This is a genomic window from Aedoeadaptatus nemausensis, from assembly GCF_903819165.1.
Taxonomy (GTDB): domain Bacteria; phylum Bacillota; class Clostridia; order Tissierellales; family Peptoniphilaceae; genus Aedoeadaptatus; species Aedoeadaptatus nemausensis.
Genome location: NZ_CAIJCS010000018.1, coordinates 34,715 through 47,724, shown reverse-complemented (window position 1 = coordinate 47,724; position 13,010 = coordinate 34,715). Strand labels below are relative to the sequence as shown.

Genomic DNA, 13,010 nt, shown 5'->3' with positions numbered 1-13,010 from the left:
TCAAACTAGCGTTCTACGACGAGAGCCGTACCTTGTCCGCCGCCGATACAGAGAGTAGCGAGACCTTTTTGTGCGTCCCGTTTCGCCATTTCATAGAGTAAGGTGACGAGAATCCGCGCTCCCGATGCGCCTACCGGGTGGCCGATGGCAATGGCGCCGCCGTTGACATTGACTTTATCCATATCGAGGCCAAGCGTTTTAACGACAGCTCCCGCTTGTGCCGCGAAGGCTTCGTTGGCTTCAATAAGATCCAGTTCGCCGAAATCCCAACCTGCTTTTTCCATGGCTTTTTGAGAAGAGGGAATCGGGCCTGTGCCCATGATCTTCGGATCCACACCTGCAGATGCGTAGCTTACGATCGTAGCCAAAGGTTTGACGCCCAGTTCTTTCGCCTTTTCTTCGCTCATGACGATGAGCATGGCGGCACCGTCGTTAATACCCGATGCATTGGCCGCGGTAACCGTACCGCCGTCGCGCTTAAAGGCGGGCTTCATACCGCTGATGCTTTCTTCGGTTACGCCGTCGCGAATGTATTCGTCGTCTTCTACAACGGTTACTTTACCCTTGCGTCCGTGAACTTCTACGGGGACGATCTCATCTTTAAAGCGACCTTCGCTGCGAGCTTTCGAAGCGAGTTGTTGACTGCGTGCCGCCAGTTTGTCTTGATCTTCGCGGCTTACATTATATTCTTCCGCTACATTTTCGGCGGTCATGCCCATGTGATAGTCGTTGAAGGCGTCCCAAAGAGCGTCGTTGATCATGGAGTCGACGAATACTTTATTGTTCATTCGTGCGCCCCAACGTGCTTCGTTTACGAGGAAGGGAGCGCGGGACATAGATTCCGTACCGCCGGCGAGGACGACGTCCGCATCCCCCGCTTTAATCATTTGAGCGGCGAGGGAAACCGTACGAAGACCGGATCCGCAGACCTTGTTGATGGTCATGGCGGGAAGGGTGACGGGGCAACCGGCGCCGATTACAATTTGACGCGCCACATTTTGCCCGAGTCCCGCCTGAATAACATTACCGATAACGGCTTCGTCAATATCTTCCGGCTTAATGCCCGCCCGCTTAATCGCCTCTTTCGTGGCGGTAATACCGAGATCTACGGCGCTTACATCTTTAAAAGCACCGCCGAAAGCACCGACAGGTGTTCTGACCGCACTGGCAATAACAACTTTTTTCATAAATTAATCCTCCTTTAAAAGGTGATTTTCGTCAACGGCACCGCGACAAGCTCACACTGCCGCGTGTCGAAAACATTCCGACAAGGTGTCGGTGAGAATGATTTCATATAATGATAGTGTACCCAGAACCGGCTGATTCTACACCGCGAGATCGAAAAATAATTGTCAGATCGTCGAAGAATTTCCCTCTCTTGACAGCATGGAACCTTGGGCGTAAAATAAAACCACCTGTGCGGGTGTAGCTCAGTGGCAGAGCCTCGGCTTCCCAAGCCGATCGCGAGGGTTCGATTCCCTTCACCCGCTCCAAGACCCTTCGGGTCTTTTTTACTTTATGCGGGAAAATGTAAAAGAGATTCCACTTCCACGCCGATATCGTCCCGTCCGTTTAAGCCGTCGAGTTCGATTAAGAATAGGCAGCCCACTACTTCGGCCCCCACTTCTTTACATAACTCTACGGCGGCCTTTCCCGTGCCTCCCGTAGCCAAGAGATCGTCGACGATGAGGACCCGCTCGCCCTTATCGATGCCGTCGATATGCATTTCCACGGAATCACTCCCGTATTCCAAATCATAGTGGGTGGCCACCGTTTCAGACGGCAACTTTCCGGGCTTCCTGACGGGAACGAATCCCTTCCCCATAGCGTATGCCATGGGCGCGCCGATTAAAAATCCCCGGGCTTCGATACCCACGATTTTATCGATTTCTTTTTTCTCCGCCAAGGCGATCAACTCATCGATACATTGTTTAAAAGCGTCGCCCTCTTTTAATAGGGTAGTAATATCTCGAAAGGTGACGCCCTCTTCGGGATAATCTTTAATACTTCTGATCGTTTCTTTTAAATCCATAGTTACCTCACTTTCCAATCGTCTCATGTATACCCTATTATGATATACAACCACATAGGAGAATGTCATGACCCATTTTAATTCTTTCGAAGAAAAATACTTTTCTCTCTTAAAAGATCGCTATCCCGGCCGCCACGAGGCCCTGGCCCAAGTCCTCCTTCTCGAGAGCACCTTGGAGCTTCCCAAGCCTACGGAACATTTCGTGAGCGATCTTCACGGGGAGTATATCGCCTTTACCCACGTGCTTAGAAACGCATCGGGGGTTCTTCGCCGCTACATCGACGAGCTCTTTCCCGAAAAAAGCGAAGAGGACAAAAATCTCCTGGCGACGATTTTATATTATCCCGAAAAAAAACTCGCCGATCTTAAAGAAAAAATGCCCGTGGAATTATATCAGGGACTTTTAAAAGAGACCCTAGCCGATTTAATCGTCGTGGCGAAGCGGGTGGCGGCAAAATACGATCACGAGCAGATCGAAAGCACCCTGCCCCCTTCCAGGAAGAAGATTTTAAATCTTCTCCTCTTGGAAGATTCCGCTTCCCGCCACAAGAAATCCTACGTGGCCTCTCTTTACGACAATATGATCGCCTTGGGCGAGGCGGAATATTACATTAAGGATCTCGCCGATCTTTCCGTGCGCTATGTAGTGGAAACCGTGCACATTATCGGCGATATTTACGACCGCGGGGAAGATGCGGAAAAAATCATGGATCAAATCGCAGGAGACGATCGGGTGGACATTCAATGGGGCAATCACGACATCGCCTGGATCGGCGCCGCCGCCGGGAATTTCGCCTTGGCGGCCAATGTCATACGCATCGCCCTAAGATACAATGTGCTCTCCACCATCGAGGACGGCTACGGCATCAATCTCCTGCCTCTCTTGCGCTACGCCGAGCACTACACGGCAAAAGAGCCTTTCTACACAAAAAGCCCCGGTCCCGACGAGCATCTTAACGAATCCATCGCCAAACTCCACAAGGCCATGGCCACCTTGCAATTTAAGGCGGAAGGACAACTGATTCGCCGCCATCCCGCCTATAAAATGAACAATATGCTCCATCTGGAAAATCTGGACTTGAAAAACGAAACCGTCACCGTAGAAGGAAAGGAATACTCCCTGTTGGACGGCGATTTTCCCACAGTGGATCCTCGGGACCCTTACGCCTTTACGAAAGAGGAGGCGGAAGTGGCGGAGCGTATTCGCCAAAGTTTCCTTACGAGCGAAAAACTCCAATCCCACATTCGCACCATGATCGAAAAGGGTGGTATGTATAAAATTCAAAACTCCAATCTCCTTTTCCACGGCTGCATTCCCATGGAAGAGGACGGCAGCTTCGAATCGGTGGATCTCTTAGGCACGCCCATGGAGGGACGAGAACTTTTAGATGCAATGGACGAGAAGGTTCGCCGGGCCTTTTACGATAGGAAAGAAGACGATGTGGACTTCCTCTTCTATCTTTGGTGCGGCAAGCACTCGCCGCTTTTCGGCAAAGAGCAGATTACCACCTTCGAGCGCTATTTTATCGCCGAGGAGGAAACTCATGTAGAGCGTAAAAACCCCTATTACCTTATGAGGGAAAGAGAGGATGCGGCCGATCGCATCCTAAGGGCTTTCGGCATCGACGACTCTCGAGGAAAGATCATTAACGGCCACACACCGGTCAAGAAGCGAAAAGGAGAAAACCCCGTCAAAGCCGGAGGGAAAGTCGTGGTGATCGACGGCGGCTTCGCCCACGCCTACCGTAAAACTACGGGCACGGCGGGCTACACCCTGATTTCAAATTCCTACGGCATCCTCCTGGCCACCCACGAGCCTATTCAGCACGAAGATACCTATATTCGGGAAAATATCGACATGACCTCCTCTCTGGAGTTTATTACGAAATATGACGCCCGCCGATTGGTAAAAGATACGGATGAAGGCGAGCGCGCAATAGATACAATCGCCGATTTAAAAAAACTCGCCGATTCCTACGGCGAAAGACGGTAAAAAAAGAAAGCCTCCCGCAAAGGAGGCTTTTCTTATGCATTTTTCTCTGCTTTTTTTCTAAACATCATCATCAGGACCAGGCCGATAATATTCAAGCCTGCCGCCACTAAAAAGGCCGTGCTGTAGTCGCCGTTATTCGCCTCTTTTACAGATGCGGCGAGAACGGGTCCTACGGCGGCGGCGATACCGCAGGCGCTGAACATAAAGCCGTAGTTGGTGCCGTTAAAGGCTTCGCCGAAATTTTCCACCGTAATTCCCGGGAAGATCCCGAGGAAACCGCCATAGCAAAGGGCGATCAAAATAACGCCGACGACGGAAAGATAGGGGTGAATGTGGGCAAACATAATGAGCAGCCCGACGGTGGATACGCAAAACATCATGCTCACGACGGCGTAGCGATCGAAACGGTCGGAGATGAAACCCCATAAAATTCTCCCGAGAGTATTGGAAAGGGAGACGATGCTCACGATGGCAGTGGCAATGGCCAGCGTAAAGCCTAAGTGATCTTGAGAGATAGGCGAAGCGTGGCCGATAATCATCATGCCGCTGATACTTCCGATAATGTAAATAATCCAGAGGGTCCAGAAGGCGGGCGTGCGGAGCATTTCCGAGGGGCGCTTGTCTCTTTCCGAGATCACACGCTCACCCCCTTCTTTTTTGGGAACGGCCAGAATTAAGGAGCATCCGCAGATAATGATCAAAATAGCGATGCCTAAAATTCTAAAAGCGCTCAAAACCCCGTGGCTTTGAATAAGACTGGCGGCGATGGGCGCAAACACGACGGCGCCGGAGCCGAAACCCGCCGCATTAAGGCCACTTGCCAGGCCTCGCTTATCCGGGAAGAGGGTCACGGTAGTGGCGATGGTGGCGCCATAGGCCATGCCGATCCCCAATCCGGAGATCAAGCCGTAGCTCAAGTAGAGCCAGCCCAAGCTCTTCATAAAGGATGTCATAATAAAGCCGAGGCCGAATAAAAGACCGCCTATAAAGGTAACGAGTCTGGGTCCCCGCTTATCCAGTACGGGCCCGAAGGCGATCATGCCCACAGGACCCATGCCGAACGAAATACTGAAGGCCAGGGTCGCCTTGGAGGCCGGAAAACCGAAAAGATCCACCAGAGGACCTTGGAACACGCTCCAGGCGTATCCCGCGCCGAGACAGAGATTGATAATAATACACGCCGCTAAAATCAGCCAGCGATTACGATTTTTCATATGTACTCCTAGTCTTATTAATTAATCAACGTTTTAACATACAGTCGTAGATATCTTATCAAACTTCTATAGATACTTCAATCTATATTCACACACAAAAAAGCCCCGCCCTGAGGCGAGGCTTCGAGTGTAAGTTTTAGCGTTGGCCGAGTTTGGAGTCCAAGATATAGAGGCCGTTCCAGCTTTCGTGAACACGTTCTAATTGTTCGACGAGGTCGCGGAAGGTATCTTCTTCTTCTCTTTGTTCTTCGATGAATTGGTTTAAGAATTGTTGGGTGTCGAGGCAGCCTACTTCGATGGCGTCTTTATAGATCGCTTTAATGCGGCTCGTTACTTCTTTTTCGTGTTCTAAAGCGGCCTTAAAGGTATCTGTAAAGTTGCCGTATTCCGTTTCCGGTTTGGCGATTTCAGCATACTCGGGGGTAAAGTCCATTTCGAGCATAAATTTATAGAATTCATAAGCGTGCTCCATCTCTTCTTTCGCTTGCGTCGTAAAGAAGTGGCTGAAGCCGTGCATACCTTGAAGTTCCACATAATTGGCCATGGCCATGTAAATATAAGCGGATTCGATTTCGAAGTTAAATTGTTCGTTTAATTTTGCTTTTAAGTCCATAATGTATCCTCCTTGATGAATACTTAAATATAAGGCTCATAGACGCTGTACACTTTCATACCTTCTTCCAATAAAAAAGCGAGTACGGTGGGGATTTCCCGCGCTTCCAGTTGAAGGCGCACGCCATTAAAGCGAAACAGGCAGCGCCCGGCATAGGGACTTTCCGGACCGTTTAAAAGATCCAACAATCGGTCCCGATGGGTCTGCATGTCGCCGATTTGAAAAAAGACATTTCGCAAGCCCTTGCTGTCGGGCTCTATGGTTTTGATTAAAAGTGTACTGTGCATGAATTTTACCCCCGCAACTCTTGTCGCCTAATTCATACCCTGAAGGAGTACCTTTAATCATTTTTTCATTTCAATTCGCAAATTATCCAGGGCGATTTCTCCATTACTCTTAATGGTGATGCGGCGAAGATCTTCCATACGGAAAGAAGGATTTTGTGCCGCCGCCATTTCCTCCGTTACACGATAACTTACGAGGGCGGATTTCTTCTCCGTCTTTCCCGCCGGTTGCTGCCATTTGAGGAGAACCGTCTCAAGAGGCGGCCGCAGGCTTTTCTTATCCACGGTCAGATTTACCTCTTGGCCCTGTTTGTCTTTCAGCGTAACGGCTACCTCCGGCACCGATCCCGTAGGCGCCATATCCCATGCAAAATCCCCCGCTATGGAGGCGGGGATTTCCGCCGTAAAGCTTCCCCGTATAAAGGCAGCGTGATTATTTCCCCCTCTCCCCGAGGGTTGGAAGCGCTTTTCCCTGTGGCTTCCGTCTATGGAAAGGGCGGTCCCTTCCAAGGTTCCCGTCGTAAGTTCCGCATCTTCTTCGAAATCGGCGATGACGAGCCCGGGCTTTTCTCGGGCCACAAAATAAGGGGCGTCGGGAAGATAGTCTTTCGGGTTTTCCAAAATCTCCTCGTCTTCTATAAAGCCGTAGGCCAACACTTCCAGGAAGCGCTCCTGTTCTTTCGCCCCCATAATGTCCGTCCGGTGGAGAGTAGAGGCCAGGAGACCTTCCCGGTCGAGATCCCCCCAATTGCTGTTGAATTTACTGTGATTGGCATATCCTACGAGCACCTGCATCTTCTCTGCCGATGCCCGCATATACTGATCCATTCCCTCGAGAGAGGATACGTCCTGATCGTGGGTTCCCTGTATAAATAGATAGGGCACATCTAAATCTACCGGTCGTTCCCCGGGCTTGTACTGCCCATCCGTAGGGGCTACGGCGACGACGCCTGCGGCATGGAGATTTTTCGTCGCCTCTCCCGTGTCGGGATTTTTCGTAAGATTTACAAGAGCCGCCGCCACGGCAGCCGCTTCGCCGCCGCGACTGTGCCCGCCGAAGTACAATCGATTCTTATCGAATCGCTTCGCCAAACGCTCGTCTTCTAAAATAACGGAGGCGTGATCGATGAGCCCGAGAGCCCTGGCGTCATTTTCGCCGCTTAAACCCTTTTGAAAGTAAGCGTTGAAGTGCGACTGCTCCACAGAGACAAAACCCACACCCCGGGCCGCCAAATAGCGCCCCAGGTATTCATAGCCTTCGTAATTGTCGGCGAGCATATTGTGATTGCCGTGGACGAAGACGAGAAGGGGCGCCTTCATCTTCCCCTTGGGCAAATAAATTTCGCCCTCATAGGGAACTCGCCCCGGCGTATAGCCGAAATATCTTTCCCGCATTTTCGACTGCCCCTTGGGTACATTGGCATAGCTACTGTAGCTTTCAGCGCCGAAATCGAAGGTCTTCCCCGGCCCGTAGCGGATCGTCTCCACTTCATAGCTCGGGAAAATTTCCTTCTTTGCCTGGCTTACGGGCGCCCGAGTGGGTACCCCCGGAAAGATGGCGGCGAAGAGAACCGCGCCCAGAGCGAGGACGCCGGGAATGACGAAAACATGACGACGGCGCCCTTCTTCCATGAAAAAGGCGAAGAGCCAGAGGAGAACCGCCAGCGCCGCCGTGATCCCGTCGATCCAATATCCTCCCGAGGGACCGAGAGAGCTCGTTTGAGCTTGCACTCTGTCGATTTCATAGGCCAGGGCCAAGACGATCCCGAGCTCGACGCCCAAAGGGGAGATCCACCGCCCTAAAAAGCGATCGATGAGGTAAAGGGCAAGTTTTAAACATAAAAAATAAATCCCCCAAAGAAGCCCGATGGCGACGATATGGGGGATTTTATCTTGGAAGAAAAAGCCGGGGAAGCGGTCTATGAGAAAAATGGCCGCGAAAATTAAAAGCCATCCGCTTCGTCTGTACGCTTTTTTCGGATCAAGTAGTAGCGCCCTCGGAGTGGCATTCATGGCCACAGCCTCCTTTTCCGCATTTTTTATGCCCTAATTCATCGGTGGAGAATACGTGGAATTCCACGCCGTCTTCCCCTTCGATCTTCACCTTGACGAGCGCCTGAATCGTGGAGCGGCTCACGACCACGCCCCTTCCCGCCGGTGTATAGACTCGGTGGCCCACCTTGGGAAGCTTCTTCAGGTTTTCCGCATAGACATCCTGCTCGTAACGCAAACAGCAGAGGAGTCTGCCGCATACGCCGCTGATGGATTCCGGATTGAGGGAGAGCCCCTGATCCTTTGCCATATTAATGCTCACGGGGTGGAATTCCGTCAAAAAAGAGGCGCAGCAACACTCGCGGCCGCAGGGCCCGAGGCCGCCGACGATTCTCGCCTCGTCTCTCACGCCGATTTGACGAAGCTCGATCCGCGTCTTAAAAACCGACGCCAGATCCCGCACCAGGCGGCGGAAATCTACGCGATTGTCCGATGTAAAGTAAAACAGGAGTTTGGAATTGTCAAAGGTGTATTCCGAGGAAACGAGCCGCATATCCAGACCGTGTTCTTCAACTTTCTGCTCGCATACGATCAGGGCCTGGCGGGCCAGATTGCGATTGGCGATAAAGCGGTCTTCGTCTTCTCGGGTGGCGATGCGGATAACGGGCTTTAATTCGCCGACGATCTCCTCTTCCTCTACCTCTCGGCACTCCGTCGCCGTAAAGCCGTACTCCGTACCCCGAGAGGTTTCGATGATCACCGCTTCGTCCATTTCGGGCCTATGGTCACCGGGATCAAAGTAATAAACTTTTCCGCGGCGCTTGAAGCGCACGCCGATAACTTCTCGTTTACTGTCGGTCACTCTCTTTTAAACCTCCAAACTTCAGAAACAGCCATTCCATAGCCAGTTCCTTGTTCACATTCCGTTCTAAATAGCGAGCTGTCTTTAAGACGGCCTCGTAAAGTTCAAAGACCTTATCCCCCATATACTTCCCGTGTTCTGAAATCATGGGTCCGTAATCTTTATTGTCGATTCTTTCCATATCCCCGGTGGCGTGGAATACGGCCACATCCCGAAGATAAGCGGTCATATAGCGGAGTACATCCTCCAGGCGGTCTTTTTCCTCGTCCACCATGTGGCGCGCTAAAAAAGCCTCTTCCCGTCGCTCCACGATCTTTTGGATGAGCGTAAAGCTTCGGTGGCGAAGCTCTTCGTCCCGCCTGTCCTCTTCTCCCAGATCCACATAACCCGTTCGAGATCGGATCGTAGGGAGAACCAGTTCGGGCTTTTCCGTCAAGAGGAGAAAGCCCGTCTTTTGCGGCGGTTCCTCCAAAAGCTTTAAGAGGGCATTTTGCCCTTCCGGCGTCGCCGTGTCGAAACCCTGAAAGACGAAGAGTTTTCCGTTCTCCAAATAAGAGGTCATGGCGGCTTCGTCGATGACCTCTTCAATGCTTTCTTTTTTTATAGACGCTTTCGACGTCTTTTTCGTAGGAAAGACCTCGATATAATCGGGATGATTGCTACCCTTCCCCTCTCCGCTTTCAAAGAGCCGACAGGATGGGCAGCTGCCGCAAGGGGCATCGTCGCCGGTGCACAAAAAGCCCTTGCCGTATTCTCGCGCAAAGCTTAAGGCCGCCTCCCCTTCTCCCTTCACGATAAAGCCGTGGAGAGAAGAGCGGAGAATCTCCTTTGTCCTCAAACTCAAATGCTGAGCCCCTTCACCAAGTCCACCGCGAAGACATGGGCTCCGGAGTGCACACTTTCCGGATCGGTATTATCGCCGATAACCCGCTGAAGAATTTCTTTTAACTGGCCGTACTGATCGTCGCTTACGCCGATGACCACCGTCGTATTGCCTTCTTTCAAAAAGCCGCCGCTGGAGGCCATCTCCGTTACGGAAATATCCGCCTCCAGAAGTTCATCTATAAAATCGCCAATAAAGCGATCGGCAATAATGGCAAAGACCATTTTATCCATGAGCTTTTCCATAATGCACTCCTTAATAACGATTGTATTCCGATACTTCGAGAATAAAGATCGTCGCTCCGCCGATCCGTACATTGAGGGGATAGGGCATGGACACCATAGAAGTGGCCTCCTCCCGTACCGAGCAATTTTCTTCTAAAACATCGAAGAGTTCGTCCATATCCTTTTCTTCTACACCCATCATTAAAGTGGTGTTGCCGGCTTTTAAAAACCCGCCGGAAGTGGAAAGTTTCGTTACGCGGAAATTCTTCTCCGTCAAGGCGTCTATTACATTTCCCGCATCTTGATCTTGAACAATGGCAAATATAAGTTTCATCGCAAATGGCGCTCCTTTTCAATAGCGTGGATGCAATCCCGAAGGACCGACGCCTTATCTTGCGTACTGTCGATCCAAGTCAGTGCATCGCCACGATTATTAGCTAATATTCTATAATTTTCCTGAACGGAGAGGCGAATGGCCTCGTCCGATTCCAAGCGATCCGCCTCCCGATCGGTAATGCGATCGAATGAGGATCCCTCCGGATGATGTAAATAAAGGGTAATGTCCGGGGCGAGGCCCCCTGTGGCAAAGTCGTTAATGGCTTCCACAGGCCCCACGCCCAGTTTTCTGGAAAGGCCTTGGTACACGAGGCTCGAAAACACGTAGCGCTCCGAGATCACCATTTTACCCGCCCTGAGTGCCGGGAGAATCACTTCCTCCACATGCTGAGCGCGACCGGCCGCATAGAGCAAAGCCTCCGTGCGAGGGTGCATCTCCTGATTGTCGTTGGAAAGCAAAATCGAACGAATGGCCTCGCTGATCTTGGGTCCGCCCGGTTCCCGGGTGTGCACGATATCGAGACCTTTGTCTTTATAGTGATGATAAAGTCCTTCGGCTACCGTGGTTTTTCCCGTTCCGTCGGCGCCTTCGATGACGATAAAGATTCCTTTCAAAAGATCTCCCCCTTTCCCCTAGTATATCATAGCTGAGGGCTCCTCTCTCCTACAAATTCGCCGATTGGAAGCGGCGAGAAAATTCCGTTTCCCTGCCCAGGTCGTGGAAGACCTCGTCGAGAACCTGAAAGAGCACGCGGAAATTTTCCCTGTCGATATTGGCGCCCATGTGGCCGATGCGAATAATCTGATCGTGTAAGGGACCTACGCCTTTTGAAATAAAGACGCCCTTTTCACGGGCCCGGTTTAAAATATCCGTGGCCGTCATTCCCTCGGGCACGACGACGGCGGTTACCGTGTCGGCAAAGGAATCCTTCGGATAGAGCTCGAAGCCTTCCTCCGTAAAGAGTTCCCGGGTGACCTTCCCGTAACGGGCGTGAAGCTTTACGGAATCCCTGGATTCCCAAAGATCCAGGGCCTTATCGAGAGCGTAGGTCAAGTGCTCACTCATGGTGTAGGGGAAGGCGAAATCTTCCGCACCGCTCATGTAATTTAAGAGATTCATATAATAACTGGGGATGGGCTCCTTCCGATTGCGCATCTTCTCTTCCGCGGCCTCGGAAATAGTCACCATGGAAAGGCCCGTGGGAGCGGAGAGACATTTTTGCGAACCGGAGAGCATAAGGTCCACGCCGTAAGCGTCGAAATCGATAGCCTCGCCGCCGAAAGAAGACACGGCGTCTACAATGGAGAGAATCCCGTATTCCTTTAAGAGATTGCAAATACTCTTTACATCATTGGTAAGACCCGAGGGGGTTTCGCAGTGCACCATGGTGGCGATGGCGAAATCGGAATCTTTTTCCAAAAACTCTTTCAGCTCGTCGATGTCGAATCCGTGGCGATGATCCCCTTCATAGATCACGGCTTCGCCGCCGAAGAAGTTGACATAATCGGCAAAGCCCGCGCCGAAGACGCCATTGGTCATGACGAGGACCCGCTCTCCTTTTTCCATTAGAGAACAGACACTTCCCTCGAGGACGATCATACCCTCGCCGAGGACGATGACCGTCGGGCGATCGGTCTTTACGACGCGGGAAAGCCTCTTTTCTACATTTCGGTGAAAAGTTTCATAGGCCGGATCTAAATCGGGATTGGTAACGATGCCTTGCATGACCCTTTCCACTTCGGGGGTGATGGTGGTAGGTCCGGCACATAAAATTCTCATGGCGATACTCCTTTTTTATGAATCATTGGGTTTATTTCCTACTATTCAGTATATCACGTGGTTATATAATTAAAAACGTTTCAAAAGGAGAGCCCAATGGTATAATTGATAGTGTCAAGACAGAATTGTAGATTATAGGAGGCATTGTATGTCATTAAAAGGTACAAAAACAGAAAAAAACTTACTTATCTCTTTCGCAGGAGAATGCCAAGCCAGCATGCGCTACACCATGTACGCAAAGCAAGCAGACAAGGATGCATCCGTTCAAATCAAAAACATTTTTGAAGAAACGGCTCGCAATGAAAGAGAACACGCAAAACGTTTCTACAAACATCTTGTAAAAGATGTAAACGATTCGGAAATCAATGTCGACTGGGATTACCCCGTATCCTTAGGCGACACCGCGAGCAATCTTAAAGCCGCTGCCGAAGGCGAAAACGAAGAAGCCAGCAACATGTATCCCGACTTCGCCAAAATCGCAAAAGAAGAAGGATTCGAAGACATCGCAAGCGACTGGATCGAAATCGGCGAAGTAGAAGAAGCTCATAGAGACCGCTACCTAAAACTTCTCGAAAATGTAGAAAAAGGCAAACTTTTCGAACGCGACGAAGTGGTTCTTTGGAAATGTAACAACTGCGGTTATATCCACGAAGGCAAAACCGCTCCCGAAGAATGCCCGGCTTGCCACCATCCCCAAAAATGGTTCGAACTTTTCGTCGAAAACTACTAAAATTAAATCTGCACATAAAAAAAGCGAGCGCATGCTCGCTTTTTTTGTGATGATATTTTACTGCAAT

Annotated in this window: 14 protein-coding genes and 1 tRNA gene; 3 read left to right on the top strand and 12 right to left on the bottom strand. The window is 50.9% G+C overall.

The features are described 5' to 3' along the window. Positions 1-5 precede the first annotated feature (5 nt). Complete coding sequence (locus PEPTYR26121_RS04555; RefSeq protein ID WP_180499692.1) at positions 6-1,187, bottom strand: acetyl-CoA C-acetyltransferase; 1,182 nt, start codon at positions 1,185-1,187, stop codon at positions 6-8. Positions 1,188-1,419: 232 nt separating this feature from the next. Here PEPTYR26121_RS04555 and PEPTYR26121_RS04550 point away from each other — a divergent pair. Beyond that, positions 1,420-1,493: transfer RNA gene (locus tag PEPTYR26121_RS04550), tRNA-Gly, on the top strand. 23 nt (positions 1,494-1,516) lie between these two features. Here PEPTYR26121_RS04550 and PEPTYR26121_RS04545 read toward each other — a convergent pair. After that, complete coding sequence (locus PEPTYR26121_RS04545) at positions 1,517-2,032, bottom strand: adenine phosphoribosyltransferase (RefSeq protein WP_180499690.1); 516 nt, start codon at positions 2,030-2,032, stop codon at positions 1,517-1,519. A gap of 67 nt (positions 2,033-2,099) precedes the next feature. Between PEPTYR26121_RS04545 and PEPTYR26121_RS04540 the strand changes: the two genes are divergently transcribed. Then, complete coding sequence (locus tag PEPTYR26121_RS04540; RefSeq protein ID WP_180499688.1) at positions 2,100-4,025, top strand: fructose-bisphosphatase class III; 1,926 nt, start codon at positions 2,100-2,102, stop codon at positions 4,023-4,025. A 32-nt stretch (positions 4,026-4,057) separates the two neighbouring features. Here PEPTYR26121_RS04540 and PEPTYR26121_RS04535 read toward each other — a convergent pair whose 3' ends face one another. The 10 genes from PEPTYR26121_RS04535 to PEPTYR26121_RS04490 all read right to left on the bottom strand — a co-directional run bounded on the left by PEPTYR26121_RS04535 (position 4,058) and on the right by PEPTYR26121_RS04490 (position 12,213). Continuing rightward, on the bottom strand, positions 4,058-5,239 hold the full coding sequence (locus PEPTYR26121_RS04535; protein ID WP_180499686.1) for an L-lactate MFS transporter: 1,182 nt from the start codon (positions 5,237-5,239) through the stop codon (positions 4,058-4,060). Between the two features lie 136 nt (positions 5,240-5,375). Beyond that, positions 5,376-5,852, bottom strand: coding sequence for a ferritin (locus PEPTYR26121_RS04530; RefSeq protein WP_180499684.1), 477 nt, complete (start codon positions 5,850-5,852; stop codon positions 5,376-5,378). Between the two features lie 23 nt (positions 5,853-5,875). Next, positions 5,876-6,139, bottom strand: a complete 264-nt coding sequence (locus PEPTYR26121_RS04525) for a hypothetical protein (protein WP_180499682.1) — start codon at positions 6,137-6,139, stop codon at positions 5,876-5,878. Between the two features lie 57 nt (positions 6,140-6,196). Then, complete coding sequence (locus PEPTYR26121_RS04520; protein ID WP_180499680.1) at positions 6,197-8,149, bottom strand: alpha/beta hydrolase; 1,953 nt, start codon at positions 8,147-8,149, stop codon at positions 6,197-6,199. Then, a complete protein-coding gene (locus PEPTYR26121_RS04515) occupies positions 8,118-8,990 on the bottom strand; it encodes a PSP1 domain-containing protein (RefSeq protein ID WP_246285898.1) in 873 nt (290 codons plus the stop codon). Before PEPTYR26121_RS04515 ends, PEPTYR26121_RS04520 begins: the two co-directional genes overlap by 32 nt. Further along, entirely contained in the window at positions 8,977-9,834 is an 858-nt protein-coding gene (locus PEPTYR26121_RS04510; RefSeq protein WP_180499678.1) for a DNA polymerase III subunit, read from the bottom strand. The genes PEPTYR26121_RS04515 and PEPTYR26121_RS04510 overlap by 14 nt, the downstream gene beginning before the upstream one ends. Further along, the gene (locus PEPTYR26121_RS04505) at positions 9,831-10,118 is read right to left on the bottom strand and encodes a cyclic-di-AMP receptor (protein WP_180499676.1); all 288 of its coding nucleotides are present in this window, start codon (positions 10,116-10,118) and stop codon (positions 9,831-9,833) included. Before PEPTYR26121_RS04505 ends, PEPTYR26121_RS04510 begins: the two co-directional genes overlap by 4 nt. A gap of 10 nt (positions 10,119-10,128) precedes the next feature. Further along, positions 10,129-10,431 carry a cyclic-di-AMP receptor gene (locus tag PEPTYR26121_RS04500; protein WP_180499674.1) on the bottom strand — a complete coding sequence of 101 codons (303 nt, stop codon included), beginning with the start codon at positions 10,429-10,431 and terminating at the stop codon, positions 10,129-10,131. Beyond that, positions 10,428-11,048 (bottom strand): dTMP kinase, encoded by a 621-nt coding sequence (tmk, locus tag PEPTYR26121_RS04495; protein ID WP_180499672.1) that lies wholly within the window; start codon positions 11,046-11,048, stop codon positions 10,428-10,430. The genes PEPTYR26121_RS04500 and tmk overlap by 4 nt, the downstream gene beginning before the upstream one ends. A gap of 49 nt (positions 11,049-11,097) precedes the next feature. After that, positions 11,098-12,213, bottom strand: coding sequence for a pyridoxal-phosphate-dependent aminotransferase family protein (locus PEPTYR26121_RS04490; RefSeq protein WP_180499670.1), 1,116 nt, complete (start codon positions 12,211-12,213; stop codon positions 11,098-11,100). A gap of 148 nt (positions 12,214-12,361) precedes the next feature. On the opposite strand from PEPTYR26121_RS04490, the gene rbr reads away from it, so the two are divergent. Continuing rightward, positions 12,362-12,943 carry a rubrerythrin gene (gene rbr / locus PEPTYR26121_RS04485; protein WP_180499668.1) on the top strand — a complete coding sequence of 194 codons (582 nt, stop codon included), beginning with the start codon at positions 12,362-12,364 and terminating at the stop codon, positions 12,941-12,943. The last annotated feature ends 67 nt before the right edge of the window (positions 12,944-13,010 follow it).

Coding starts and splice junctions, on each gene's coding strand:
- PEPTYR26121_RS04555 (WP_180499692.1), bottom strand. CDS start 1,187: ATGAAAAAAGTTGTTATTGCCAGTGCGGTCAGAACACCTGTCGGTGCT.
- PEPTYR26121_RS04545 (WP_180499690.1), bottom strand. CDS start 2,032: ATGGATTTAAAAGAAACGATCAGAAGTATTAAAGATTATCCCGAAGAG.
- PEPTYR26121_RS04540 (WP_180499688.1), top strand. CDS start 2,100: ATGACCCATTTTAATTCTTTCGAAGAAAAATACTTTTCTCTCTTAAAA.
- PEPTYR26121_RS04535 (WP_180499686.1), bottom strand. CDS start 5,239: ATGAAAAATCGTAATCGCTGGCTGATTTTAGCGGCGTGTATTATTATC.
- PEPTYR26121_RS04530 (WP_180499684.1), bottom strand. CDS start 5,852: ATGGACTTAAAAGCAAAATTAAACGAACAATTTAACTTCGAAATCGAA.
- PEPTYR26121_RS04525 (WP_180499682.1), bottom strand. CDS start 6,139: ATGCACAGTACACTTTTAATCAAAACCATAGAGCCCGACAGCAAGGGC.
- PEPTYR26121_RS04520 (WP_180499680.1), bottom strand. CDS start 8,149: ATGAATGCCACTCCGAGGGCGCTACTACTTGATCCGAAAAAAGCGTAC.
- PEPTYR26121_RS04505 (WP_180499676.1), bottom strand. CDS start 10,118: ATGGAAAAGCTCATGGATAAAATGGTCTTTGCCATTATTGCCGATCGC.
- PEPTYR26121_RS04500 (WP_180499674.1), bottom strand. CDS start 10,431: ATGAAACTTATATTTGCCATTGTTCAAGATCAAGATGCGGGAAATGTA.
- PEPTYR26121_RS04490 (WP_180499670.1), bottom strand. CDS start 12,213: ATGAGAATTTTATGTGCCGGACCTACCACCATCACCCCCGAAGTGGAA.
- rbr (WP_180499668.1), top strand. CDS start 12,362: ATGTCATTAAAAGGTACAAAAACAGAAAAAAACTTACTTATCTCTTTC.